General features: G+C 67.1%; 23 protein-coding genes. 21 read left to right on the top strand and 2 right to left on the bottom strand.

From position 1 onward, the window contains the following. The first annotated feature begins 697 nt into the window (after positions 1–697). The 8 genes from ACTWJ5_RS14795 (at position 698) to ACTWJ5_RS14760 (ending at position 10,079) form a co-directional block, all read left to right on the top strand. Positions 698–2,017 carry an NAD(P)/FAD-dependent oxidoreductase gene (locus ACTWJ5_RS14795; protein ID WP_253412298.1) on the top strand — a complete coding sequence of 440 codons (1,320 nt, stop codon included), beginning with the start codon at positions 698–700 and terminating at the stop codon, positions 2,015–2,017. A gap of 166 nt (positions 2,018–2,183) precedes the next feature. Beyond that, the gene (locus tag ACTWJ5_RS14790; RefSeq protein ID WP_444439238.1) at positions 2,184–3,512 is read left to right on the top strand and encodes an MFS transporter; all 1,329 of its coding nucleotides are present in this window, start codon (positions 2,184–2,186) and stop codon (positions 3,510–3,512) included. A 63-nt stretch (positions 3,513–3,575) separates the two neighbouring features. Then, positions 3,576–4,487 carry a dihydrodipicolinate synthase family protein gene (locus ACTWJ5_RS14785; RefSeq protein ID WP_444439236.1) on the top strand — a complete coding sequence of 304 codons (912 nt, stop codon included), beginning with the start codon at positions 3,576–3,578 and terminating at the stop codon, positions 4,485–4,487. Then, positions 4,480–5,970, top strand: coding sequence for an aldehyde dehydrogenase (locus ACTWJ5_RS14780; protein WP_444439234.1), 1,491 nt, complete (start codon positions 4,480–4,482; stop codon positions 5,968–5,970). Before ACTWJ5_RS14785 ends, ACTWJ5_RS14780 begins: the two co-directional genes overlap by 8 nt. Before the next feature lie 294 nt (positions 5,971–6,264). Further along, a complete protein-coding gene (locus ACTWJ5_RS14775; protein WP_074984451.1) occupies positions 6,265–7,029 on the top strand; it encodes an SDR family NAD(P)-dependent oxidoreductase in 765 nt (254 codons plus the stop codon). 99 nt (positions 7,030–7,128) lie between these two features. Next, entirely contained in the window at positions 7,129–8,361 is a 1,233-nt protein-coding gene (eutH, locus tag ACTWJ5_RS14770; protein ID WP_009620098.1) for an ethanolamine utilization protein EutH, read from the top strand. A gap of 105 nt (positions 8,362–8,466) precedes the next feature. Then, positions 8,467–9,273: a helix-turn-helix transcriptional regulator gene (locus tag ACTWJ5_RS14765; RefSeq protein WP_444439232.1), complete on the top strand. Its 807-nt coding sequence runs from the start codon at positions 8,467–8,469 to the stop codon at positions 9,271–9,273. A gap of 677 nt (positions 9,274–9,950) precedes the next feature. Further along, a complete protein-coding gene (locus tag ACTWJ5_RS14760) occupies positions 9,951–10,079 on the top strand; it encodes a hypothetical protein (protein ID WP_258872516.1) in 129 nt (42 codons plus the stop codon). A gap of 99 nt (positions 10,080–10,178) precedes the next feature. Here the strand turns inward: ACTWJ5_RS14760 and ACTWJ5_RS14755 are convergent, their stop codons facing one another. Continuing rightward, on the bottom strand, positions 10,179–10,514 hold the full coding sequence (locus ACTWJ5_RS14755) for a LysR substrate-binding domain-containing protein (RefSeq protein WP_258872526.1): 336 nt from the start codon (positions 10,512–10,514) through the stop codon (positions 10,179–10,181). A gap of 261 nt (positions 10,515–10,775) precedes the next feature. Here ACTWJ5_RS14755 and ACTWJ5_RS14750 point away from each other — a divergent pair, with 261 nt between their 5' ends. The 4 genes from ACTWJ5_RS14750 (at position 10,776) to ACTWJ5_RS14735 (ending at position 14,633) form a co-directional block, all read left to right on the top strand. Further along, on the top strand, positions 10,776–11,132 hold the full coding sequence (locus ACTWJ5_RS14750) for an alpha/beta hydrolase (protein ID WP_258872517.1): 357 nt from the start codon (positions 10,776–10,778) through the stop codon (positions 11,130–11,132). A 644-nt stretch (positions 11,133–11,776) separates the two neighbouring features. Beyond that, complete coding sequence (locus tag ACTWJ5_RS14745; RefSeq protein WP_074984433.1) at positions 11,777–12,604, top strand: FAS1-like dehydratase domain-containing protein; 828 nt, start codon at positions 11,777–11,779, stop codon at positions 12,602–12,604. A gap of 45 nt (positions 12,605–12,649) precedes the next feature. Next, positions 12,650–13,813, top strand: coding sequence for an acyl-CoA dehydrogenase family protein (locus ACTWJ5_RS14740; RefSeq protein WP_444439229.1), 1,164 nt, complete (start codon positions 12,650–12,652; stop codon positions 13,811–13,813). Positions 13,814–13,823: 10 nt separating this feature from the next. Continuing rightward, positions 13,824–14,633 (top strand): HpcH/HpaI aldolase/citrate lyase family protein, encoded by an 810-nt coding sequence (locus tag ACTWJ5_RS14735; RefSeq protein WP_116425256.1) that lies wholly within the window; start codon positions 13,824–13,826, stop codon positions 14,631–14,633. Between the two features lie 233 nt (positions 14,634–14,866). Here ACTWJ5_RS14735 and ACTWJ5_RS14730 read toward each other — a convergent pair whose 3' ends face one another. Next, positions 14,867–16,105, bottom strand: coding sequence for an OprD family porin (locus tag ACTWJ5_RS14730; protein WP_444439227.1), 1,239 nt, complete (start codon positions 16,103–16,105; stop codon positions 14,867–14,869). Between the two features lie 271 nt (positions 16,106–16,376). Between ACTWJ5_RS14730 and ACTWJ5_RS14725 the strand changes: the two genes are divergently transcribed. The 9 genes from ACTWJ5_RS14725 (at position 16,377) to ACTWJ5_RS14685 (ending at position 24,786) form a co-directional block, all read left to right on the top strand. Next, entirely contained in the window at positions 16,377–17,573 is a 1,197-nt protein-coding gene (locus tag ACTWJ5_RS14725; protein WP_116425258.1) for an acetyl-CoA C-acetyltransferase, read from the top strand. Between the two features lie 7 nt (positions 17,574–17,580). Continuing rightward, the gene (locus ACTWJ5_RS14720; protein WP_116425259.1) at positions 17,581–18,450 is read left to right on the top strand and encodes an alpha/beta fold hydrolase; all 870 of its coding nucleotides are present in this window, start codon (positions 17,581–17,583) and stop codon (positions 18,448–18,450) included. 45 nt (positions 18,451–18,495) lie between these two features. Continuing rightward, positions 18,496–19,386 carry an MBL fold metallo-hydrolase gene (locus tag ACTWJ5_RS14715; protein ID WP_109933061.1) on the top strand — a complete coding sequence of 297 codons (891 nt, stop codon included), beginning with the start codon at positions 18,496–18,498 and terminating at the stop codon, positions 19,384–19,386. Between the two features lie 127 nt (positions 19,387–19,513). Then, positions 19,514–20,416: a LysR substrate-binding domain-containing protein gene (locus ACTWJ5_RS14710; protein WP_109933062.1), complete on the top strand. Its 903-nt coding sequence runs from the start codon at positions 19,514–19,516 to the stop codon at positions 20,414–20,416. A 124-nt stretch (positions 20,417–20,540) separates the two neighbouring features. Next, positions 20,541–21,593, top strand: a complete 1,053-nt coding sequence (locus ACTWJ5_RS14705; protein ID WP_261746041.1) for a cyclase family protein — start codon at positions 20,541–20,543, stop codon at positions 21,591–21,593. 12 nt (positions 21,594–21,605) lie between these two features. Beyond that, positions 21,606–22,307, top strand: a complete 702-nt coding sequence (locus ACTWJ5_RS14700) for an SDR family oxidoreductase (protein WP_180711927.1) — start codon at positions 21,606–21,608, stop codon at positions 22,305–22,307. A 184-nt stretch (positions 22,308–22,491) separates the two neighbouring features. Further along, on the top strand, positions 22,492–23,181 hold the full coding sequence (locus ACTWJ5_RS14695; RefSeq protein WP_261746042.1) for a 3-oxoacid CoA-transferase subunit A: 690 nt from the start codon (positions 22,492–22,494) through the stop codon (positions 23,179–23,181). A 2-nt stretch (positions 23,182–23,183) separates the two neighbouring features. Continuing rightward, positions 23,184–23,888 (top strand): 3-oxoacid CoA-transferase subunit B, encoded by a 705-nt coding sequence (locus ACTWJ5_RS14690; RefSeq protein ID WP_444439222.1) that lies wholly within the window; start codon positions 23,184–23,186, stop codon positions 23,886–23,888. A 10-nt stretch (positions 23,889–23,898) separates the two neighbouring features. Further along, entirely contained in the window at positions 23,899–24,786 is an 888-nt protein-coding gene (locus tag ACTWJ5_RS14685) for an acyl-CoA thioesterase (protein ID WP_074984404.1), read from the top strand. The last annotated feature ends 102 nt before the right edge of the window (positions 24,787–24,888 follow it).

Raw genomic sequence — 24,888 nt, 5'->3', positions numbered from 1 at the left:
CTATGAGTTCTTGTGGGCAGTTGCGGCGTCATCAGCCTCGCGGCGGGCCTGGCAGGGCGGCGCGGCGAGGGCTGTTCTGTATACCGTCCGCAGGCAAATGTTATACAGGCGCTCTGCCTCCGACCACTCCCCCACGCAGCCCGCGGGCCTGCGCAAACCCTCGCCCCCGGTCATGGTCGGCCCGCAAGCGGCCTCGGCGCGCGCCCATCCCCCTCGCGTCATAGCTGGCTGCAACCCTCGCCCCGGCAGTGGAAATACCTGTACCAGCGCAGAAAACCCAGTGATTTCCAACTGGAAAATGCCCGACCGACAGAGGCGCCAGGGGCCCTCGCCAGCGCCTCTTCGGCGCCCGAAACCCGCTGTATGCGTATGAATTGATCCCAGAAAATGTAATTAGACACCCCGTCGGCGCGCTCCCTATAGTCATTCCACGAACGGCAGGGATCGCCGGCGACGGGCAAGAGGTCCAGCCCACGCCCCGTACGAGCGGATGATCGACACCACCCAACGACACGACCCGCAAGCCACTGCGGACCTCTTCAAAGCGCACTTCGAAGCGTCGCGCAGACGCCGGCACCGAGGTCGCAGCGGAACATTGAAACTCGGGTAATCCCCCGACTCCGGTTTTCTCGCGTGAAGTGACTCACTCCACGCAACGGATAGCTATTGGCTGAAATAAATAGAACAGGCCCCTGAAATGACGAAGATCACCCATTTACCTGCCGATGATAAAAGCTGTGGCTGGTACCACCTGAGCAAGGCCAGACAACCCAGGCCCACGCATACCGGCCGGACTTCGGCACCTTGGGTGATCGTCGGAGCGGGCTTCACCGGGCTGGCCGCGGCGCGCCAGCTGGCGCTGCATTTCCCCCATGAGGAAATCGTTCTGGTCGAGGCCCAGGAAGTGGGCTTCGGCACTTCCGGGCGCAATGCCGGCTTCGCCATCGACCTGCCCCACGACATCGGCGCCGACGACTACATCGGCGACATCGACATCGCCAGAACCAGCCTCAAGCTCAACCTGATGGGCCAGGACCTGCTGCGCAACCAGGTGGAGCGGCACGGCATCGATTGCCAGATGAAGGCCTGCGGCAAGTACCAGGCGGCCATCGAGGACCGCGGCATCGCCGTGCTGGAAGCCTATCGCCGCGGCCTGGACCGGCTCGGCCAGGCCTACGAGATGATCGAGGCCGACGCGCTGCCCGGGCACATCGGCACGCACTTCTACCGCAAGGCGCTGTTCACCCCCGGCACCGTGCTCATCCAGCCCTCCGCCCTGGTCAAGGGCCTGGCGGACAGCCTGCCGGCGAACGTCAGCCTCTACGAGAACACCCCCATCACCGAGGTGGAATACGGCGACAAGGTCGTGCTCCGGCACGCCCGCGGCAGCTTCATCGCCGACCGCCTGGTGCTCACCAACAACGCCTTCGGCATGAGCTTCGGCTTCCTGCGCGGCAAGATGCTGCCGATCTTCACCTACGCCAGCCTCACCCGCCCGCTGACCGCCGAGGAACAGGCGCGCCTCGGCGGCAAGCCCTACTGGGGCGTCATCCCGGCGGACCCGTTCGGCACCACCGTGCGCCGCACGCCCGACAACCGCCTGCTGATCCGCAACAGCTTCAGCTTCAACCCGGACGGGCGCAGCAACGCCAAGTACCTGGAGCGCTTCGTCAGCCGCCACCAGGCCTCCTTCACCAGCCGTTTCCCGATGCTGCCCGAGGTCGGTTTCGAATACACCTGGGGCGGCGCGCTGGCCCTGTCGCGCAACCATTCGGGCTACTTCGGGCAACTGGCCGCCAACGTCTATGGCGCGCTGTGCTGCAACGGCCTGGGCGTTACCCGTGGCACGGTCACCGGCAAGCTGCTGGCCGACTGGCTGGCCGGCGAGCGCAGCGAGCTCATCGACTTCCTGCTGAACTCGCCGGGCCCCAACGGCAACCCGCCGCAGCCGTTCCTCTCCGCGGGAGTCAATCTGAACCTGAAATGGGGGCAATACCGCGCCGGCAAGGAAAGCTGAGCCCCCACCGGTCATTTGCCAGGGAACCTCCGGCCGAGATTGGCCGCACGACACGATTCCCGGCGTGCAGACCTGAAGCCGCAGCGATGCGCATCCGCCGGCCGAAGCAGCCTTCGGCTGCCGGGCGCGCGCTGCGGCTTCCGGGAAACCTGAAACGAGGAAAACAATGACAATTACGACTCCATCCATCGAAGACGTGCCCATCAACCGCTTTCACCAGCTGCTGACGATCCGCTCCGGCGGCGGCTCCTTCGTCGACGGCTACGTGCTCAGCATCATCGGCGTATCCATGGTGCAGATGACCGCCGCCCTAGGCCTGAGCACCCTCTGGCAGGGCATGATCGCCGCGGCGGCGCTGATCGGCATTTTCTTCGGCGGCTTCATCGGCGGCTGGCTGACCGACCACTTCGGGCGCAAGCGCATCTTCTTCGTCGGCCCGGTACTGTTCATCCTCAGTTCGCTGGCGCAGTACTGGGTGGAGTCGGCCCTGGCGCTGTTCCTGCTGCGCCTGCTCATCGGCATCGGAGTGGGCATCGAATACCCCGTCGCCACCTCCCTGCTGGTGGAGTTCCTGCCGAAGAAGCACCGCGGCCCGCGCCTGGCGACCCTGACCATCCTCTGGTTCGCCGGCGCCGCGCTGGCCTACATGGTCGGCAACGCCCTGCTCAGGCACGGCGGCGACGACGCCTGGCGCCTGGTGCTGGCCAGCGCCTCGGTGATAGGCGCGGCCCTGTTCCTGGTCCGCCTGGGCACCCCCGAATCGCCGCGCTGGCTGCTGGGCAAGGGCCGTGCAGCCGAGGCCGAGCAGGTCATCAAGAGCGTCTACGGGCCGCGCTTCTCGCTGCAGAACCTGCCCGAGCAGCCCAGGCAGAAGAAGCTCTCGGTGTGGAACCTGCTGCACTCCGGCTACGGCAAACGCATGCTGTTCGTCAGCATGTTCTGGAGCTGCTCGGTGATCCCGGTGTTCGCCGTCTACGCCTTCGCGCCCAAGGTGCTGCTGGCGCTGAACCTCCAGGGTGACTGGGCCGCCTTCGGCTCGGAAGCCATCACCCTGCTGTTCGTGGTCGGCTGCATCATCGCCACCCGCCTGATCAACGTCATCGGCCGGCGCAGCATGCTGATCTACAGCTTCCTCTGGTCCGGCCTGGCGCTGCTCGGCCTCGGCGCCTTCCACGCTTCCTCCGAAGCCGTGATCCTCGCGCTGTTCGGCGCCTACGCCCTGTTCATCGGCGGCGCCCAGGTGCTGCAGCTGGTCTACCCGAACGAGCTGTTCCCCACCGAGATCCGCGCCTGCGCGGTCGGCGTGGGCACCTCGCTGTCGCGGGTCGGCGCCGCGGTCGGCACCTACCTCGTCCCCCTGTCCCTGGACAGCCTGGGCATCGCCCAGACCATGTACGCCGCGGCCATCGTCACCCTGGTCGGCCTGCTGTTCGCCTGGGCGCTGGCCCCGGAAACCCGCTCGCTCAACCTGCAGCAGGCGGCCTCGCTCACCTGATCAAGGGCCGCCGCGCCAATGGGCGCGGCGGCCGACCACCACGACCCCACTGGAGAACGCATCATGCAATTCGAAGGCATCTACACCCCCGCCATCACGCCCCTGGCGGCCGACGGCCAGATCGACCATTCGGCCTTCGCCGAAGTGCTGGAATACCTGATCGCCTCGAAGGTCCACGGCATCATCATCGGCGGCTCCACCGGCGAGTACTACGCCCACACCGCCCAGGAGCGCTTCGACCTGGCGGCCAAGGCCAGGGACGTGATCAACGGCCGCCTGCCGCTGATCGTCGGCACCGGCGCCATCCGCACCGAGGACTCGGTGGCCTACGCCAAGGCGGCGAAAGAGATCAAGGCCGACGCCCTGCTGGTCGGCTCGCCGCCCTATGCCCTGCCCACCCAGCAGGAGATCGCCGACCACGTGCTGGCCGTCGACGCCGCCGCCGACCTGCCGATCATGCTGTACAACTACCCGGCGCGCATGGGCGTGGACATGGGCGAGGAATTCTTCGCCGCCGTCGCCGGCTGCCGGAACATCGTCGCCATCAAGGAAAGCTCCGGCTCCACCGGCCAGCTGCACCGCCTGGCCTGCAAGCACCCGCGCATCGCGCTGTCCTGCGGCTGGGACGACCAGGCCCTGGAATTCTTCGCCTGGGGCGCGCGCAGCTGGGTCTGCGCCGGCTCCAACTTCATCCCCGGCGAGCACGTCGCCCTGTACCAGGCCTGCGTGGTCGAGAACGACTTCGCCAAGGGCCGCCGCATCATGGCGGCGATGATGCCGCTGATGGACTTCCTGGAAGGCGGCAAGTTCGTCCAGTCGATCAAGTACGGCTGCGAGCTGGCCGGCCTGCGCAGCGGCGGCGTGCGCGCCCCGCTCAAGGGCATGACCGAGGCCGAGAAGGCCGAACTGAAAGAGATCGTCGCCGTACTCAAGCGCGAAGTCGCGCAGATCACCGAGGGCACCCACAATGGCTGAATTGCTGAGCAAGGCGCAATACGCCGCCATCGCCGCCGAACTGCGCTTCCCCACCCAGGCCTTCATCGACGGCAGCTTCCGTAACGCCGTCTCCGGCCGCACCTTCGCCAGCAGCAACCCGGCCACCGGCGAGCGGCTGGCCGACATCGCCGCCTGCGACGCCGAGGACGTCAACCTGGCCGTGGCCAGCGCCCGCCTGGCCTTCGAGGACGGCCGCTGGAGCAAGCGCTCCCCCGGCGAGCGCAAGGCGGTCATGCAACGCTTCGCCCAACTGCTCGAAGACCACGCCCACGAACTGGCGGTGATGGAGAGCCTGGACAGCGGCAAGCCGGTGCGCGAATGCCAGAACATCGACGTGCCGGAGACCATCCACACCCTGCGCTGGCACGCCGAGCTGATCGACAAGATCTACGACAGCACCGCGCCGGTCGGCTCCGGCGCCGTGACCATGGTGGTGCGCGAGCCCATCGGCGTGGTCGGCCTGGTGCTGCCGTGGAACTTCCCGCTGCTGATGCTGGCCTGGAAGATCGGCCCGTCGCTGGCCGCCGGCTGCTCCATCGTGGTCAAGCCGGCCCGGGAAACCACCCTCACCGCCCTGCGCGTCGCCGAGCTGGCGCACCAGGCCGGCATCCCCGCCGGGGTGTTCAACGTGGTGCCCGGCGGCGGCCGCGAGGCCGGCGAGCCCATCGGCCGCCATCCGGATGTGGCCATGGTCAGCTTCACCGGCTCCACCGAGACCGGCCGGCTGTTCCTCAAGTACGCCGCCGAGTCCAACCTCAAGCGCGTGGTGCTGGAGTGCGGCGGGAAGAACCCGGCGGTGGTGATGAACGACGTGGAAGACCTCGACCAGGTCGCCCAGCACGTGGTCAACGGCGCCTTCTGGAACATGGGCGAGAACTGCTCGGCGTCCTCGCGCCTGATCGTCCACGCCGACATCAAGGACGCCCTGCTCGAGCGCATCGGCGTGCACATGCGCGACTGGAAGATGGGCGACCCGCTGGACCCGGAGAACCGCCTCGGCGCCCTGGTCAGCAAGGCCCACTTCGAGAAGGTCCGCTCGTACATCGAGCAGGCCCGCAACGAGCGCCTGGACTTCGTCTATGGCGGCCAGACCCAGGGCGACATCTTCGTCGAGCCCACCGTGGTCGACGACGTCGAGCCGCAGAGCCGGCTGTTCCGCGAGGAAATCTTCGGCCCGGTGCTGTCGGTCACGCCCTTCACCGACATCGACGGCGCCATCGACCTGGCCAACGACACCGTCTACGGCCTGGCCGCCTCGGCCTACACCGGCAGCCTGCGCAACGCCCTGCGCCTGGCCCGGGAAATCCGCGCGGGCATCGTCACCGTCAACTGCTTCGGCGAAGGCGACGCCTCGACGCCCTTCGGCGGCTACAAGGAGTCCGGCTTCGGCGGGCGCGACAAATCGATCTGGGCCCACGACCAGTACACCGAGCTGAAGACCATCTGGATCGATGCTTCGTGAGACCCGCTGCAAAACCCTGATCCAACCCGCAGTACCGCCCCCAGCGCCGCCCGGCGCTGGGGGCGTTTTCCATCCAGGGCGGCGAACGGGGCGATGTGCTTCGCCGGGTTGCCGGATTCGGCGCCACCGCCCTCCCCGCGCGGCGCGTTCCGCCCATCGGAAAAATGACTTTTATTTCTTTTGAAACAAAGAGATAGGCCAGCGTATATCCGCCGGCATATGGACACCCACAAGGCCCGTCCCTAGCGTGGAGCCCCACGGCAATCCCACACCAACAACAAGCAGGAGATACCCATGGGACGACTGAACGGCAAAGTGGCGCTCATCACCGGCGGCGCGGGCGGCTGCGGCCTGGCCGCTTCCGAACTCTTCGCCCGCGAAGGCGCCAAGGTCGCCTTGCTCGACCTTCCGCACAGCGACGGCAAGGCCGTGGCCGAGCGGATCAACGCCGCCGGCGGCACGGCCCTCTTCGTGCCCACCGACGTCTCCGTCGCCGAGCAGGTCGAGCGCGCGGTGGCGCAGGTGGAGGAACGCTTCGGCGCCGTCACCGTGCTGATGAACCACGCCGGCACCATCCACGTCGGGCCCTTCCTGGAAACCCGCGAGAGCGACTGGGACCGGCTGATGAACATCAACGTGAAGAGCATGTTCCTGGTGACCCGCGCCGTGCTGCCGAAGATGATCGAGGCCGGCGGCGGCAGCATCATCTGCACCTCGTCCATCTCCGGCGTGGTCGGCACCCCCATGGAGGTCCTGTACTGCACCACCAAGGGCGCCTGCCACATGTTCGCCCGGGCGATCTCGGTGGAATATCGCGACCGCAACATCCGCAGCAACGCCATCTGCCCGGGCTTCATCGGCACCGCCCACGGCCGCCGCGAGCTGGACCTGCTGCGCGAATTCGGCACCGAGGTTTCCGACGAGGCGCTGCGCGCCATGCAGGGCCGCCTGTGCGACCCGCGCGAGGTGGCCTCGGCGGCGCTGTTCCTGGCCAGCGACGACGCCAGCTTCGTCAACGGCGCCCACCTGTTCGTCGACAACGCCTACACCGCGGCCTGACCGGCCCGAGCCGCGCGCCCAGACCAACAACAACGCCCGGCTCGCAAAACACTTAGCTCTGCCAATAGACAAGAAACCTACAAGAGACAGAGGCAGCTAATGGAAAACATCGGCACGTACGTCATCTACCTCATCATGGCCTGCGCCGTGGTCGGCGCCATCGCCTCCATCCTCGACGCCGAGTCGGAGCTGGGCAAGGAGTTCAACGCCGGCCTGCACAGCATCGGCCCGATCTTCATCCCAGTCGCCGGCATCATGGCCGCGATCCCCTTCATCTCCAGCTTCATCAGCCATTACGTGGGCCCGTTGTTCACCGCGCTGGGCGCCGACCCGGGCATCGCCGGGGCGATCTTCATCGCCTCGGACCTGGGCGGCTACCAGCTGGCGCAGGCCCTGGCCCACGACCCGGAAGGCTGGATCCTCGGGCTGATCACCGGCTTCCAGTCCGGCTCGACCATCATCTTCGTCATCCCCGTGGGCCTGGCCATGCTCGCCAAGGCCGACCACAAGTACATGGCCCTGGGCATCATGGCCGGCCTGCTGAGCATCCCCATCAGCATCGTCTTCATCGCCATGGGCATGCAGCTGCTGGGCCTGGGCGTGCGCCCGGACATCGCCACCAGCGGCGCCGCCACCCTGCAACTGCACTTCGACCTGCCGATGCTGCTGCGCAACCTGCTGCCGCAGATTCTCTTCTGCATCGCCCTGGCCGCCGCGCTGCGCTACGTACCGGGGCTGATGGTGCGGCTGTTCCTCAAGCTGGGCAGCATCATGTACGCGGCGGTCACGCTGATCCTGGTGGCGTCCATCGTCGAGTACTTCACCGGCTTCTTCACCGCCAACTTCGGCAGCTGGGGCTTCGCCCCCATCATCGCCGACAAGCAGGACCAGTTCCGCGCGCTGGAAATCTCCGGCTACGTGGGCATCATGCTCTGCGGCGCCTTCCCGATGGTCTACCTGATCAAGCGCTTCCTCTCCCGCCCCATCGAGCGCGTGGCCTCGCACCTGGGCCTGTCGCCGGTGGGCGCGGCGGGCATCCTCGCGGCGTCGGCCAACATCCTCGCCATGTTCCGCCTGGTGGCGGACATGCCGCCCAAGGACAAGGTGCTGGTCATCGCCTTCGCGGTGAGCGCGGCCTTCACCTTCGGCGACCACCTGGCCTACTCCGCCAACTTCCAGCCGAGCTTGATCCTGCCGCTGATCATTGGAAAACTCGGCGGTGGCCTGATCGGCATGCTCCTGGCCTACTGGCTGGCGGTGCCCAAGGCGCAGCAGTTGGGCAGCCAGGAAGCACCGCAGGACGCACTGCGCGCCTCGACCGGACTGTCCTGACGCACCCGCGCAGGGGCGCCCCGCGGCGCCCCTGCCAGGCCCAGGCACCCGCCGGCCCCGCGCCGGCGCGGCAACACCGGCTCAAGACAGGCGACGCAGCCCTCCATGAACAGCCAAGACGCGAAGAAGCTGGCGGACCTGATGGCCGCCGTCGGCACCGACAAGCTGGGGCACGCCATCGGCTCGCTGCTGGACGGCAAGGTCGGCTTCGACATGAGCTGCGGCTACCTGTTCCGCTTCGACCGCAACGCGGAACTGCTGCACGACGGCTACAACGGCCAGGTGTCGGCGAAGACCCTGGAGGCCTATTCCCGCGGCGGCTACCTGCTCGACCCCTTCTACGTGGCCAGCATGAACCGCCACCCAGCCGGCCTGTGGCGCATGAGCGACCTGGCGCCGGACAGCTTCTTCTCCTCCGGCTTCGCCATCTCCCGCGACCTGCACCCCTGCGTGTCGTCCACCCACGGCACCCAGGTCGAGGAGATCGGCTACATCATCCACCTGCAGCCGCGCACGGCCATCGTCTTCTCGCTGATGAAGGCCGAGGACCACGGCCCCTTCGCGCCAAAGGAAGTCCAGCTCCTGGAAACCCTGGCGCCAGTGATAGCCGCGGCCTGGGAACTGCACTGGCGCACCGCCCTGAAGCCCGCCGAAGCCACCACGGAAGCGCCCGAAAGCGAACTGGAGAGCGCCTTCGTCGACATCCTCCAGGGCCAGCTGACCGACGCCCAGCGCTACATCGCCAAGCTCATCCTGCAAGGCCACAGCAACGCCTCCATCGCCCACCTGCTGGGCATCTCCGAAGGCACCGTGAAGGTCCACAAGCACAACATCTACCAGCGCCTGGAGATCTCCAGCAACTCCGACCTGTTCCGGTTGTTCATCGGCTATATCGCGCAGTCGGCGAGGTAGGGGCGTTTAGCTGTTCAAGCCCGGACACAAGAGCGACTGCCTTGCAGGCTGCTCGCTCCTACGAAAAGCTGTGCCAGCCTGTACTGTAGGAGCGGACTCCGTCCGCGATTGGGCTCACCGACCACGCCGGACACCCAGGTGACATAGCCAGCGGCGGATAACCGCGAACGGTTATGCGCCCTACAAACTCTCCGGCTGACGTTGGGTTATACGCCCACGCCGAACGGCCCCCTCTCCCTCCGGGAGAGGGCTGGGGTAAGGGCAACGGACGTCGCCCACACTCCACAGCCAAACCTGTGCTCCGCTCCCCCTCCCTAACCCTCCCCCGCAAGCGGGAGAGGGGACCGTTCGGCGCAATGCGGAATCACGAAGCTCCCTGCCTCCACCGTCCACTCCTACGGCTCTGGGTTCCCGCGTTCGCGGGAATGACGGAGGTGTCAGGACTGCACCCGAGTTTGACGCCGCTCAGGACGGCTGTCCGAAATTATTTGACCACCACAGGCCCCCTCTCCCGCTTGCGGGAGAGGGCTGGGGAGAGGGTGCTCTTCTGCGAACCTCCGCTCCAACCTCAACCCCGTCATACCCACGCTCACAAGAATGACAAGAGAGAGCTAGGCGCCCCCGGATAACTCCGGATAATGAACGGCATCCCGCCCGCGTCGAAACAAGAGGCCCCAATGCTCACCGTGCAAGACCTGATCGAGATCGAGCTGCTGAAACTGCAGGCGGTCGCCGGCAGGCCGATGACGCCGCCCAGGGCCAGCGTACTGATGTGTCGCGTATTGAGCGGGAGCCAGGTTTCGTAGGTGAGGGAGAATCGGGGGGTGTTAACGAATGGCGGTCTGGGTCGCTCCCGAAGAGCAGCAGTCGACCAGCAGCAGCCGCGCAAAAGCACCGCACCAACCTCACCCCAGCGCCATCCGTTTCTCCACCAGAAAATCGATCAACGCCCGCACCTTGGCCGGCACCTGGGCACGCGTAGGGGCATACAGGTAGAAGCCGGCGAAGGACGGGCACCAGGGCTGAAGCACATGCACCAGCTCTCCGGATGCCAGTTGTTCGCGGATGCAGACGTCCAGGTACTTGACCACCCCCCCCTGCACGGCCGCTTTGAGCATGCTCTCGTCGTCGTTGAACACGACGCTGCCCCGCGGTTCGAACACGTGGGTCCGGGCCTCGGTATCCGGCGCGGTGAAAGACCAGCGATCCAGCGTCCCGCTGCTGGTGAAGCGGTATGCCAGGCAGTTGTGGCGAACCAGGTCCGCCGGCGTCTCGGGGGGCCGTGACGCTTGAAGTAATCCGGCGAGCCAACGATCGCCATCTCGATGCGCGGCGTGATCGGCACCATGTGCTCGTCCAGGCTCTCCCCCAGGCGGTTCCCCACGTCCGCGCCGTCGGCGATGATGTTGGCGAAGCCGTCATTGAGCACCCGTTCCAGACGTAGCCCCGGATAACGGGAAAGGAACTCGCCCAGGTGCGGCTCCAGCAACGTCCGGGCGGCGATGCGCGAGGAAGACGCGCCCAACGAAGAACTGCGCGAAGCCTGGGAGTATTACCACACCCCGCGCTGCGAGCACCCCAACGCTCCGGGCTACATGACCGCCCGGAGCCTGCCGCAGATCATCACCTACGACGCCTACCACAAGGCCGAAGCCTTCCTCACCCAGCCCTTGCAGATCGTGGCGGGCACCCTGGCCGGCAGCAAATGGATGAGCGATGATCTCCTCGCCCGCACAGCGTCCCAGGACAAGCACATGCACCTGATCGAGGGCGCCAACCACATGTCGCTGTACGACAAGCAACCCTATGTCGACGAAGCCGTGTCGGTGCTGGCCGGGTTCTTCAAGAGCCGTCTGTAAGCCCCGCCGCCAGTGGCCCAACCCTCCGCAGATGCCGATCGCATCGGCGCCATCGGCATCTGCGGAGGCGGCGCCTACACCATCAACGCAGCCATCACCGACCATCGAATGCGCCACGTCATCGACTATCTGCCAGGCTCGGTGGAGACAGGCAGATCGCCTCTTCGTAGGGTCGAGGGGGACACCTGGTTCTTGCTCGTGAATGAGCAGCGCAGTGAAGTGTGTTCGCGAGCAAGCTCGCTCCTACGAGAAGCCGTGCCCACCCGTATGGCAGGAGCGGACCTTGTCCGCGATGGCCGGAGGTTCCGGCGCGATTCGCGGATGAGCGTTGCCCCGCACCAAGCCCCTTGTAGGAGCGCGCCCTGCGCGCGAAATCGCGGGCAGGGCCCGCTCCTACACCGCTTGCGGGAGAGGGAGTGGGGTTGCCCGAAGTACAGCTACCGCCGGTGCACGCCGGTGCACGCCGTTCGCGCAGGGCGCGCTCATACAAACGTTGTGCGCACAGGCGTATCGAAGGCATCGACCTGAAGCTCCGCCACCCTGTATTAGCCTGAGCTTGAATCGGACTTCCGCAAAAGCGAATTCCTTCCCGTCCGCACGCGCCCACATCATGCCGGCCATCATCCTCAAAGCGGACACAAGGCATGACCGACTTCGATCCTTCGGCATGGCTGGGGCGTACCCAGGAAGTGCACGACCAGCTCAGCCGCAACCTCGTGCAGCGCATCGCGGCGACCTTCAGCCTCCAGGCGCCGGCCCATGGCGAGGAGCTACCGTGGCTCTGGCACTGGTGCTTTTTCAATGAGCAGGTAGCGGGTAGCCGCCTGGGGCCGGACGGCCATCCCGCGCTAGGCACCTTCATGCCGCCGGCCCTCGGGCGCAACCGCATGTGGGCCGGCGGCCGCCTGGAATTCCTCGAACCGCTGCGGATCGGCGCCGAAGCCTGGCGCAAGACGCGTATCGAGCGCATAGAGGAGAAGGCCGGGCGCACCGGTTCGCTGCTGTTCGTCACCCTCGCCCACGAGTACTGGCAGGACCAGCGCCTGTGCCTGCGCGAAGAGCAGGACATCGTCTACCGTGAGCCCTCGCCGCCCAAGCTCGGCGCAGGCGAGCCCTCGCCCCAGGCGGGTTGGGAAGAGCGCATCGCGCCTGACCCCACCCTGCTCTTCCGCTACTCAGCTGTGACCTTCAACGCCCACCGCATCCATTACGACTGGCCCTACGTCACCGGCGCCGAGGGCTACCCCGGCCTGGTGGTGCACGGCCCACTGACTGCAACCCTGAGCCTCGCTGCCTTCGCCCGCGCCAACCCGCTGGCACGCCTGCGCCGCTTCAGCTTCCGTGGCGTGCGGCCGTTGATCGCCCCCGAGCCGTTCCAGGTGGGTGGACACCACACCGAACCCGGCGTAGCCGAGCTGTGGGCCGCCAATTCCACCGGCGTGTGCCAGCGCGCCGAAGTCCTGTTCGATTGACACTGCCCCGCGTCCATCCCGCTGACGCAGCCCAAAGGAAGACCGATGAACCACCACGACAATGAACAACTCAACGCCATCCGTGAAGGCGTGCGCGCCCTCTGTGCGGAGTTCCCCGCCGAGTACTGGCGCAAGATCGATGAAGTGAAAGGCTTCCCCGAAGCCTTCGTCAAAGCCATGACCGAGGCCGGCTGGCTGTCGGCGATGATCCCCGAGGAATACGGCGGCTCCGGCCTGGGCCTGGCCGAGGCCTCGGTGATCCTCGAAGAAGTGAACCACTGCGGCGGCAACTCCGGGACCATCCACGGGCAGATGTACAACATGTTCACCCTGCTGCGGAATGGCAGCGAGGAGCAGAAACGCTACTACCTGCCGAGGCTGGCCAGCGGCGAACTGCGCCTGCAGTCCATGGGCGTCACCGAGCCGACCACCGGCACCGACACCACCAAGATCAAGACCACCGCCGTGCGCCAGGGCGACAAGTACGTGGTCAACGGCCAGAAGGTCTGGATCTCCCGCGTGCAGCACTCCGACCTGATGATCCTGCTGGCCCGCACCACGCCGCTGGCCGAGGTGAAGAAGAAGGCCGACGGCATGTCGATCTTTCTGGTCGACCTGCGCGAGGCCATCGGCAATGGCCTGACCGTGCAGCCGATCGCCAACCTGGTCAACCACGAGACCAACGAGCTGTTCTTCGACAACCTGGAAATCCCCGCCAGCAGCCTGATCGGCGAGGAGGGCAAGGGCTTCCGCTACATCCTCGACGGGCTCAACGCCGAGCGCACGCTGATCGCCGCCGAATGCATCGGCGACGGCCGCTGGTTCATCGAGAAGGCCAGCCAGTACGCCCGCGACCGCGTGGTGTTCGGCCGCCCCATCGGGCAGAACCAGGGCGTGCAGTTCCCCATCGCCGAGGCGCACATCGAGGTGGAAGCGGCCGACCTGATGCGCTGGAAGGCCTGCGCGGAATACGACGCCGGGCGCAACGCCGGGGCCGCGGCGAACATGGCCAAGTACCTGGCGGCCAAGGCCAGCTGGGAGGCGGCCAACGCCTGCCTGCAGACCCACGGCGGCTTCGGTTTCGCCAACGAATACGACGTAGAGCGCAAGTTCCGCGAGACGCGCCTGTACCAGGTGGCGCCGATCTCCACCAACCTGATCCTGTCCTACGTGGCCGAGCACCTGCTCGAACTGCCGCGCTCGTTCTGACGGAGGCCACATGCAACTGGACAAGCTGCGCAGCGCGCTGTTCGTGCCGGGAGATCGCCCGGAGCGCTTCGCCAAGGCCCTGGCCAGCGGCGCCGATGCCGTGATCGTCGACCTGGAGGATGCCGTGCAGGCGTCCGCCAAGGCCCAGGCGCGCGAACATCTGCGCGCTTTCCTCGACGCCAGCCCCGACGCCGGCGTCTGGGTGCGGGTGAACATGGCCGGGCACCGGGAACACGATGCGGACCTCGACCTGTGCCGTCATCGTGGCGTGGTCGGCCTGCTGCTTCCCAAGGCGGAAAGCGTCGAGCAGGTGGTCAATGCCGCCACGGTCGGCAAGCCGGTACTGCCCATCGTCGAGAGCGCCCCGGGCCTGCAGGCATTGCCGGAAATGGCACGGGTCGCCGGCGTGCAGCGCCTGACCTTCGGCGGTCTCGACCTGTGCCTGGACCTGGGCATCAGCGCCGGCACCGCGGTCGCAACGCGCCTGCTCGACCAGGTGCGCTACGCGCTGTTGCTGCACACCCGCCTGGCCGGCCTCGCCGCGCCGCTGGACACCGTGTTTCCCGAGATCGCCGACCTCGAGGGCCTTGCCCGCTTCGCCCGCGAAGCCCGAGATGCCGGGTTCGCCGGCATGCTGTGCATCCATCCGCGCCAGGTGATCGGCGTGCACCAGGCGCTGGCGCCGACCCGCGAGCAACTGGACTGGGCACGGAAGATCGTCAGTGCTACCCGGGGCAATGGCGCCTTCCAGCTGGACGGGCAGATGGTCGATGCGCCGGTGATCGAACGCGCCCGGCGCCTGCTCGCGCTGCACGACTGACAGCACCGACCTCGCTTGCGCCGGCCCTCGTGGCCGGCTTTTTTTTGCGCCGCCGCCACGCTACGGAACTCAGGCCGCGCAAACGCGAACGCCCGGTCCATCGTGGAGACCAGGCGTGCGTTTACCTCAGGGTCGGGATTCCGGTATCGGCAAGGGGTGTCTCGCCGTCCGGGCGCACCGGGCAAGCCCGGTGGATCGGGCAGCCACCTACTTGTGGAAGGCGGCCCCGCGACTCATTTCAGCGACAGCGTGTAAGAGAGGATCAGGCGATTCTCGTCCAGCTCGCCGGCGCCATCGGAGCGCACTGTCGCATTGCGCCAGCGCACGCCGAAGTTCTTCAGCGGGCCACTCTGCACCACATAGGTGATGTCCAGGTTGCGCTCCCATTCCTTGCCGGCCTTGCCGCCGATCTCATAGCCGTCGCCACGGATGTAGCGGTTGATCATGGTCAGGCCGGGGATGCCGAAGGCGCTGAAGTCCAGATCATGGCGCACCTGCCAGGAGGTTTCCTGTGCGCGGGTGAAATCGAGGATCTGCACCACGTTGGCACCGTAGGTGTCGGCATCCTGCAGGTACGGGAAGGGACTGTCGCCGCTGTTGTCCTGGTAGCCGACGCGGAAGGTCTGCGCGCCGTAGTTGGCCGAGAGCATCGCGGTGGTCAGGCCGTTGTCGATGTCGCCGCCACGGGCAGCGCCGTTCTCCGAGGAATCGAAGTAGCCCAGGTTGGCGCTCAGTACCCAGTCGCCCACCTTGCGGCTGCCCTGGAAGCCCAGATAGTTCTGCTCGTAGACATCCTCCAGCTCGGCACGCCAGTACGCGAGGTTGACCGTTGGCGAGAAGGCATAGGTAGCGCCGAAGTAGTCGAAGTGATCACCACTGACGTTGTAGTTGCCGGCGATGATCTCGTCGTGGTTGCCACTGGAGTTGCGGAAGTTGACCTTGTCGAAACGGCCCAGGTCCAGGGTCAGGTTGTCGATGTCGCTGGAGGTCAGCGTGGCGCCGTTGTAGATCGGCGGCAGCAGGCGCGCATCGCTGGAGAGCAGCACCGGCGTCTTGGGGGTGAAGCCGCCGACCTTCAGCTCGGTCTTGGCGATCTTCATCTTCGCCACGCCCGAGAGGTCGCTGTAGCTGCCAGGGCCGGAATCGCCGAAGCGGTTGGGCAACAGGCCGGTGCCGGCGCGGGCGTCGGAGGAATCGAGCTTCAGGCCCAGCGCGCTGTACAGCTCCAGCCCCACGCCGACGGTGCCTTCGGTGTAGCCCGACTTTGCGCTGAACATGAAGCCCTGGGCCCACTCCTCGCGCTTGGATTGCGGCGCGTTGTCCTGGCGGAAGTCGCGGTTGAAGTAGATGTTGCGCAGGCTGAGGTTGACGCTGCTGTCCTTGATGAAATCGGCATGGGCCAGCGCCGGGAGCGCCAGGGCCGGCGGCAGCGCGAGCAGGCCGCAGAGCCGGGCCAGAGAAGGATTCTGCATGGAGGTATCCGTGTTGGTTGTTGTTGTTTTCTTGAAGCGGTGCAAAGGGCCCGGAAGGAGCGCCGGGTGCGCTGAAGGATGCAAACGCGGGAACGGATAGGGGTATTGGGTTTTGCTTAAGGAGCCGTTTCGCCCAGGCAAAGATCGCGGCCGAACCCCCGCGGGCGCTGCGGGTTAAGCAACGGCGAAGGCAGGCTTTCACGATGCGAAATTGCCCAGGCCATCCCACCTTGCCCATGCTGCCCGGCATTTCCCGCACAAGGTCGAGTCCATGAACGACGCACTGATCGTTTCGCCATTGCGTACCCCCATCGGCAAGTTCGGCGGCGCCCTCGCCCCGCTGACCGCCGACCAGCTCGCCGCCGGCATCATCCAGGCCCTGCTGCAGCGCCTGGACATTCCCCCGGCGACGCTGGACGAGGTGATCGTCTCGCAGTCCTATGCCTCCAGCGAGGCGCCCTGCATGGGCCGCTATGCCGCGCTGGCCGCCGGCCTGCCGCTGGAAGTGCCCGGCTATACCCTCGACCGCCGCTGCGGCTCCGGCCTGCAGGCGCTGGCCGACGCGGCGATGCACGTGCAGACCGGCCACGCCCAGGCGGTGCTGGTGGTGGGCGTGGAGAGCATGAGCAACATCGAGTACTACAGCACCGACATGCGCTGGGGCGCCCGCGCCGGCAGCGTGAAGTTCCACGACCGCCTGGAGCGTGGCCGCGAGCGCTCGCAGCCGCACGAGCGCTTCGGCTACATCTCCGGCATGCCCGAGACGGCCGAAAACCTGGCCCGCGACTACGGCATCAGCCGCGAGGAAGCCGACCGCTTCGCCGTGCGCAGCCACCGCAATGCCGCCGCCGCGTGGCGTGACGGACGCTTCGCCGAAGAAGTGGTGGCGGTCGACGTACCCGGAAGGCGTGGCAGTCGAACCACCGTATCGATGGACGAAGGCATCCGCGAGGACGCCAGCCTGGAAAGCATGGCCGGCCTGCGCGTGCTGCTGCCTGACGGCGTGTGCACGGCGGGCAACTCCAGCCAGCAGAATGATGCTGCGGCGGCCTGCCTGGTGGTCTCCCCGGACTACGCCCGACGCCACAACCTCAAGCCGCTGGCGCGCCTGGTGGACTGGGCGGCGGCCGGCTGCGACCCCGCGCGCATGGGCATCGGCCCGGTGCCGGCGGTGGAGAAGCTGCTGCAACGCACCCGGCGCACGCTGGCCGAGATGGACCTGATCGAGGTCAACGAAGCCTTCGCCGCCCAGGCGCTGGCCGTGCTCAAGGCCTGGGGCCTGGAGCATGACGAGCGGGTCAACGTCAACGGTTCGGGCATCTCCCTGGGCCACCCGATCGGCGCCACCGGCGTGCGCATCATGACCACCCTGCTCCACGAGATGCAGCGCCGCGACGCACGCTACGGACTGGAAACCCTGTGCATCGGCGGCGGCCAGGGCATGGCCGCGCTGTTCGAACGGGTGTGAGGGCGGCATGAACTGGATCGAAGTCAACCAGGCCGCCCTGCGTTACCAGCTGCTGCCGGCCGAACGCCCCGACACGCCGGTGCTGGTGCTCATCCACGAGATGGGCGGCAGCCTGGAAAGCTGGGACGACCTCTGCGCCACCCTGGCTGGCGAACTCACGCTGCTGCGCTACGACACCCGCTGCGCCGGGCTGTCGGAAAAATTTCCCGGCGAGTTGGCCATCGACGATCACGTGGCCGACCTGGCAGCCCTGCTCGACGCGCTGCGGATCGATACCCCCGTCGCGCTGATGGGCGTCGCTGTCGGCGCAGCCATCGCCATCCGTTTCGCCGCCCGCTATCCCGGGCGCTGCCAGCAACTGATCGGCCTGGCGCCGGCCTGCGGGGTCGCCGCTTCGGCTCGCGATGCCACCCGCCAGCGCGCTGCCGCGCTGCGTGAAGAAGGCCTGGGTGAACTGGTGCCGGCGCTGCTGGAAAAAACCTGGCCTGTCCCGCTGCGCACCGATGCCGGGCGCTTCGACGCCTTTCGCCTGCGCTGGCGTGCCGCCGATCCCCAGGGCTTCGCCGCGACCTTCGCCATGCTTGCCGGCCTGGAACTGGAAAGCGACCTGCCCCGCCTTCCGCAACGCACCCTGCTGGTGGCCGGCGAATACGACGCCCTACGGCCCCCGGCGGAAATCGACCGCCTGGCCCGATTCGCTGCACAGATCGAGCCTTTGCAGGTAGCCTCCGGGCATTTCATGCCGCTGCAGAGCCCCCGGCTGGTCGCCACGCTGGTGCGCGGTTATGTATGCGCCGGGTTGTCCGGCTCGACGCTCTACCGGGCGTTCATCGAGCACCCGCAGCACCGCGTCGGCGCCAGTGGCCATGCCGCCTGAAGCACACCGTGATAGCAGAACAACGACAATGAGGAACCACGCCCCATGATGCAGTCGCGCAAGATCGGTGACATCAAGGTCACCCGCATACTCGAATACGCAGGCCCCACCCACGACCCGGCGTTCCTCTTCCCACAGATGGACAGCCAGGTGCTGGAAGAACACCGCGAGCTGATGGCGCCGAACCACTGGATTCCGCACATGAACAAGCTGATCGTCACCATCCAGTTCTGGATCGTGCACGTGGGCAGCGAGATCGTGGTGATCGATACCGGCGTCGGCAACTTCAAGCCGCGCCCGGGCATCGCGCGGATGAACATGCTCAACGGCCTGGTGCGCGAGTGGATGATTGCCGCCGGCGCGCCACCGGAAAAAGTGACCCACGTCGTCATCACCCACCTGCACGCCGACCACGTGGGCTGGAACACCACCTGGAAGGACGGGCGCTGGGAACCGACCTTCCCCAACGCCACCTATCACTTCCCCAAGGACGACTTCGACTTCTGCCACCAGGGCAAGAACAAGGAAGGCGGCGTCATCGACGTGTTCGGCGAATCCTTCTTCGACAGCGTGATGCCCATCGTCGATGCCGGCCTTGCGCGGATGATGGTGCCCGGCGAGGAAATCGCCGACTGCCTGCAGGTGCAGGCAGCGCCCGGCCACAGCCCCGGCCAGGTGATCTTCAAGGTACGCTCCGGCAACGAGGAAGGCATCTTCTGCGGCGACATCCTGCACAGCCCGGTGCAGATCGTCCGTCCGGATATCAATTCCGGCTACTGCATCTGGGAAGACACCGCCCGGCAGACGCGCCTGGCCTTCCTCAACGAGGCCGCCGACTCCGGCGCGCTGATCCTGCCGGTGCACTTCGGCGAGCCCCATTGCGGCTTCATCCGCCGCCAGGGCGAGGGCTTCCGCTTCGAGGCGGCCCACTGGTGAGCCCGTTGCCTGCGCCGCCCCATGCGGCGCGGGCCGTACATGGCGGCGCCGGAGCGACGAACACCGTCTATGCAGGCCATTCACCAGCCAGTACCGTGGCATACCACTTGGCAAGAAGTACCTGACCATGGCGATGCATTTCGATATCACGGATTTCCGGCTGTTCATCAACATCGCGGAAACCAGCAGCCTCACCCGCGGCGCGGAGCGTTCCTTCCTCTCCGTGCCGGCCACCAGCAACCGCATCAAGAATCTCGAGGACAACCTCGGCATGCGTCTGCTGGAGCGCTCGCCCCAGGGCGTGACCCTGACCAACGCGGGCAAGACCTACCTGCAGCATGCGCGCATCATCCTTTCCCAGCTGGAGATGCTCACCGGCGACCTGCAGCAGTACGCCGAAGGCCTCAAGGGCCAGTTGCGCCTGCTGGCCAACACCACGGCCATTACCGAATACCTGCCGCCGGTGGTGGGCGAATACCTCAAGACCCACCCCGACGTGCACATCGATATGCGCGAGCGCCTGAGCGACGACATCGTGCGCTGCATCCGCGATGGCAGCGCGGACCTGGGCATCGTCTCCGGCAGCGTGGTCACCGACGGCCTGCAGAGCGTGCCGCTGGTGAGCAGCCGGTTGATGGTCATCGCCCCCGAAGGCCACCCGATCCTCGAAGGAGGTGAAGTGTATTTCAAGCAGGCCCTGCAATACGCCTTCGTCTCCCTGCTCGAAGGCAGCGCCATCCACGTCTTCCTCAGCCGCGCGGCGGCGGCGCTGCACATCCCCTTGACCATCCGCGTGCAGGTCGCCAGCTCCGATGCCATCTTCCGCATGGTCGAGGCCGGCGCTGGCATTGCCATCGTGCCCCAGGCCGGCTTCGAGCGGCTCAAGGGCAGCCAGAGAATCGGCTCGTGCAAGCTGCTCGACCCCTGGGCGGTGCGCACCTTCCAGCTCTGCGCCCAGGATTTCGACGGCCTCTCGGCCTTCGCCCGCGACTTCGCCGACAGCCTGATCGACTGCTACCGCGCGGCTTAACCCCAGGTTAAGCCCCTCTTTCGAAGAGGCCAATTGTCCACCCCAAACGAGTCTGGGAGCCTTGTTGCACAAGGACGCGCCACGTTCCAGGGCGCTCCGCAACCAACAATGACAAGGACCACCCATGGCCGAAAAACGCTGGAAGAAACGCCCCGAGGGCTCCAACTGGGGCGACTTCGGCCCCGACGACCAGAGGGGCCGGCTGAACCTGCTGACGCCGCAGAAGGTGCTGCAGGGCATCGCCGAAGTGCGCGAGGGGCTAGCCTTCTGCCTCAGCCTGCCGCTGGACTACCCGGGCGGCAACGCGATGAACGTCAACCGCCTGCCGCCGATCCTGCGCCCGCTGCTGCGCAAGGGCGGGGTCAACATGAATTACCAGTACCAGTGGATCCAGGAAGGCCGCCCCGACGTGCTCAGCGACGACCTGGCGATCCTCCACCTGCAGTACTCCACGCAATGGGACGCGCTCTCCCACGTCGGCGCACTGTTCGACGCCGATGACGACGGTGTGCCCGAACCGCTGTACTACAACGGCTTCAGCGCCGGCGGCGACGTCGAAGGCCCCAGCGACCTCCAGGACTGCGGCATCGCCGGGCCGATCAAACCCCACAGCACCTCCTGCGCCCACGCGCTGGGCATCGAGCGCATGGCCGAGACCTGCGTGCAGGGCCGCGGCGTGCTGATCGACCTGCACCACCACTTCGGCCTCGAACGCACGCACATCGGCTACGACGAGCTGATGCGGGTGATGGACGCCGACAAGGTGGAAGTCGAGGCCGGCGACATCGTCTGCCTGCATACCGGTTACGCCGAAGCCCTACTGGGGATGAACCGCAACCCCGACCCAGCGGAACTGGATCGGCTGGCCGCCGTGCTCGACGGCCACGATTCGCGGCTGCTGAACTGGATCACCGACAGCAACCTGGTGGCCATCGCCGCCGACAACTACTCGGTGGAAGTCTTCCCCGCCGGCCATGCCGGTGATTGTTGCTCGGTGATGCCGCTGCACCACCACTGCCTGTTCAAGCTTGGGGTGCACCTGGGCGAGCTCTGGCACCTCACGCCGCTGGCCAACTGGCTGCGCGCCAACGGCCGCAACCGCTTCCTGCTTACCGCCCCGCCGCTGCGCCTGCCCGGCGCCGTGGGCGCCCCGCTCAACCCCATCGCCACAGTCTGACGGAGTTCCATCATGCCCAGAGAACGCGTGCTCATTACCGGAGGCGCCTCCGGTATCGGCGCGGCCATCGCCCAACGCTGCCGCGAGGACGGATTCGAACCGGTGATCATCGACCGAATCGGCGACGGCCTGATCGCCGACCTCACCGACCCCGCCGCCACTGCCTCCGCCCTGGAACAGGCCCTGGCCGCTGGCCCGATCACCCGCCTGGTGAACAACGTCGGCATGGTCTGCCCCAACCCCGCAGACGAGCAAAGCCTCGAAGAACTGGAGCGGGTCTGGGCGCTGAATGTGCGCTGCTCGCTGCAATGCATGCAGGCGCTGCTGCCGGGCATGAAGGACGCCGGCTTCGGGCGCATCCTCAACATGTCCTCGCGCGCCGCGCTGGGCAAGGAGCTGCGCAGCGCCTACGCGGCCACCAAGGCCGGTTTGCTGGGCATGACCCGCGTCTGGGCGCTGGAGCTGGGCCGGCATGGCATCACCGCCAATGCCATCGGCCCCGGCCCCATCCGTACCGAGCTGTTCGAGCGTGCCAATCCGCCGGACAGCCCGCGCACCCGGGCGATCATCGACAGCGTGCCGGTCAAGCGCCTGGGCGTGCCGGACGACATCGCCCAGGCGGCCTCGTTCTTCCTCGATGCGCGCGCCGGCTTCGTCACCGGCCAGGTGCTCTACGTGTGCGGTGGCATGACCGTCGGTGTAGCCGCCGTCTGACCTGCCTCACCCTGCTGGCCCGCCTCATCAGCAGGCCAGTAGCTTGTTAATCCGCGGTTAAACACCCCTTCCGCAGACTGAAATTGTGACCCCCAGGGCGCGCTGGCAAGCTGGTTTCCAGGCGCGATGAAGGCCGGAAAAGGCCGCATCCGCCTGCGATGAAAACGAAAAAGGACCCGCAGTCATGATCGACAAGCTTTGCCCCAGTGCCGCCCTGGCGCTGGCCGAGATTCCCGACGGCGCGATCATCGCCGTGGGCGGCTTCGGCGGCGCCGGGATGCCCGAGGACCTGATCGATGCGCTGATCGCCCAGGGCGCGCGCGACCTCACCCTGGTGAGCAACAACGCCGGCCAGGGCGATACCGGCCTGGCCGCCCTGCTCAAGGCCGGCCGCGTGCGCCGTATTCTCTGCTCCTACCCGCGCATGGTCGGTTCCCACGTGTTCGAGGAACTGTACCGTGCCGGCAGGATCGAGCTGGAGATCGTCCCCCAGGGCAACCTCGCCGAGCGCCTGCGCGCCGCCGGCTGCGGCATCGGCGGGTTCTTCACCCCCACCGGCTACGGCACCCTGCTCGCCGAAGGCAAGGAAACCCGCCTGATCGACGGCCGCCACTACGTGTTCGAAACCCCGATCCACGTCGACTACGCGCTGATCAACGCCGAGATCGGCGACCGCTGGGGCAACCTGGTGTACCGCAAGACCGCGCGCAACTTCAGCCCGGTGATGGCCATGGCCGCGCGCCACACCATCGCCTCGGTGGGCCGCGTCTGCGCCCTGGGCGAGATCGACCCGGAGCAGGTGGTCACCCCAGGCATCTTCGTCAAACGCATCGTGCAGCGCACCCGCGCCATCGCCCACAGTCAGGCAGGTTGAGCATGGACAAACAGACCCGCAACGCCATGGCCGCCCGCGTGGCCCGCGACATCCCCGAAGGCGCCTACGTCAACCTGGGCATCGGTTTGCCGACCCTGGTGGCCAACCACCTGCCGGCGGACAAGGACATCTTCCTGCACAGCGAGAACGGCGTGCTCGGCCGCTGGACCGGCGCCAGGCCGGGCGAGGAAGACTGGGACATGATCAACGCCGGCAAGGAGCCGATCTGCCTGGCGCCGGGCGCAGCGTTCTTCCACCACGCCGACTCCTTCGGCATGATGCGCGGCGGCCACCTGGACATCTGCGTGCTGGGCGCCTTCCAGGTCGCCGCCAACGGTGACCTGGCCAACTGGCACACCGGCGCGCCGGATGCGATCCCCGCCGTCGGCGGCGCCATGGACCTGGCCATCGGCGCCAAGCGCATCTTCGTGATGATGGAGCACCTGGCCAAGAACGGCGAATGCAAGTTGATCCAACGCTGCACCTACCCGCTCACCGGGATCGGCTGCGTCAGCCGCGTCTACACCGACCTCGCCACCCTGGAGATAACCGCCAACGGAGTGCAGGTCATCGAGCTGGTGGGCGAGACCACGGCCCAGGCATTGCAGGACGTCACGCCGATCCCGCTGGATTTCTCCACTCTCGCCAGCCGCCCCGCGAGAGCCCTGAGCCCGAGCGCCGAACGCGCCCTGGGCAGTTCGGCCTGAGGACGGCAGCGTGGCCACCTTCGACCGTGCCCAGCCCTGGGACCAGGGCGACCTGACGGAACTGCTGAGCCTGGAAGACGGCCCGCAGGACACCTTCCGCAGCACCGTCAACGACAGCAACGCCAATGGCCGCGTCTACGCCGGGCAGCTACTCGGCCAGGCCCTCTGGGCCGCCGCGCAGACCACCCCGCAGCGCGTGCCCAGTACCCTGCAGGCCACCTTCCTGCAAGGTGCCCGTCCCGAGGGGGCTCTGGAATACAAGGTCGAGGCGTTGCAGGACGGCCGGCGCTTTTCCAGCCGGCACATCTATGGCGTGCAGGGCACCTCGCTGGTGCTCAGCGCCCATGCGACCTTCCAGAACCCTGGAGAAACGCTCGAACCTGTACCGCGCCTGGATCGCGAGGTCCCGCCAGCGGAGAGCCTGCCCGACCTGCGCGAACTGGCCGAACGCTACCCCGGCCAGGGCGAGGCGCTGCAGGTACGCTTCACCGGGCAACCGTTACTGGACATCCGCCCGGTGAACCCGGAGGCCTGCTTCGCCGGTTCACCGCCACGGAACGAGATCGCCTACTGGGTGCGCCTGCTGCAGCCGTTGACCGCCGAGGGCTGTCTGCACCACGCGGCGCTGGCGTACCTGTCCGACTGCTGGTTCAACGGCGCCCTGGCGCCACCGTTGGGCATGCACGAACTGTGGCAACACCACTATGTCGCCAACCTCAACCACACGCTCTGGTTCCACACGCCCGAACCGGCCTGCGACGACTGGCTGCTGTTCGTCAGCCAGGCCACCCGCAGCCTGGCCGGGCGCGGCCTGGCACTGGTGCACATCTACTGCCGCGACGGCCGCCTGATCGCCAGCATGGCCCAGGACCTGCTGATTTCGCCGAGGACCGACTGATCGCTTAGCACGGCCGAAAGGCAGGCTTTCGCAAAGGCAAATGGGCGCACGCAGCAATCTGCCGCATGCTCGTACCACGAACTGACGCCTCGGCGCGCCCCT

The organism is Pseudomonas sp. A6 (assembly GCF_052367875.1).
Lineage (GTDB): Bacteria > Pseudomonadota > Gammaproteobacteria > Pseudomonadales > Pseudomonadaceae > Pseudomonas > Pseudomonas citronellolis.
This window is presented reverse-complemented; position numbering and strand designations above follow the sequence as displayed.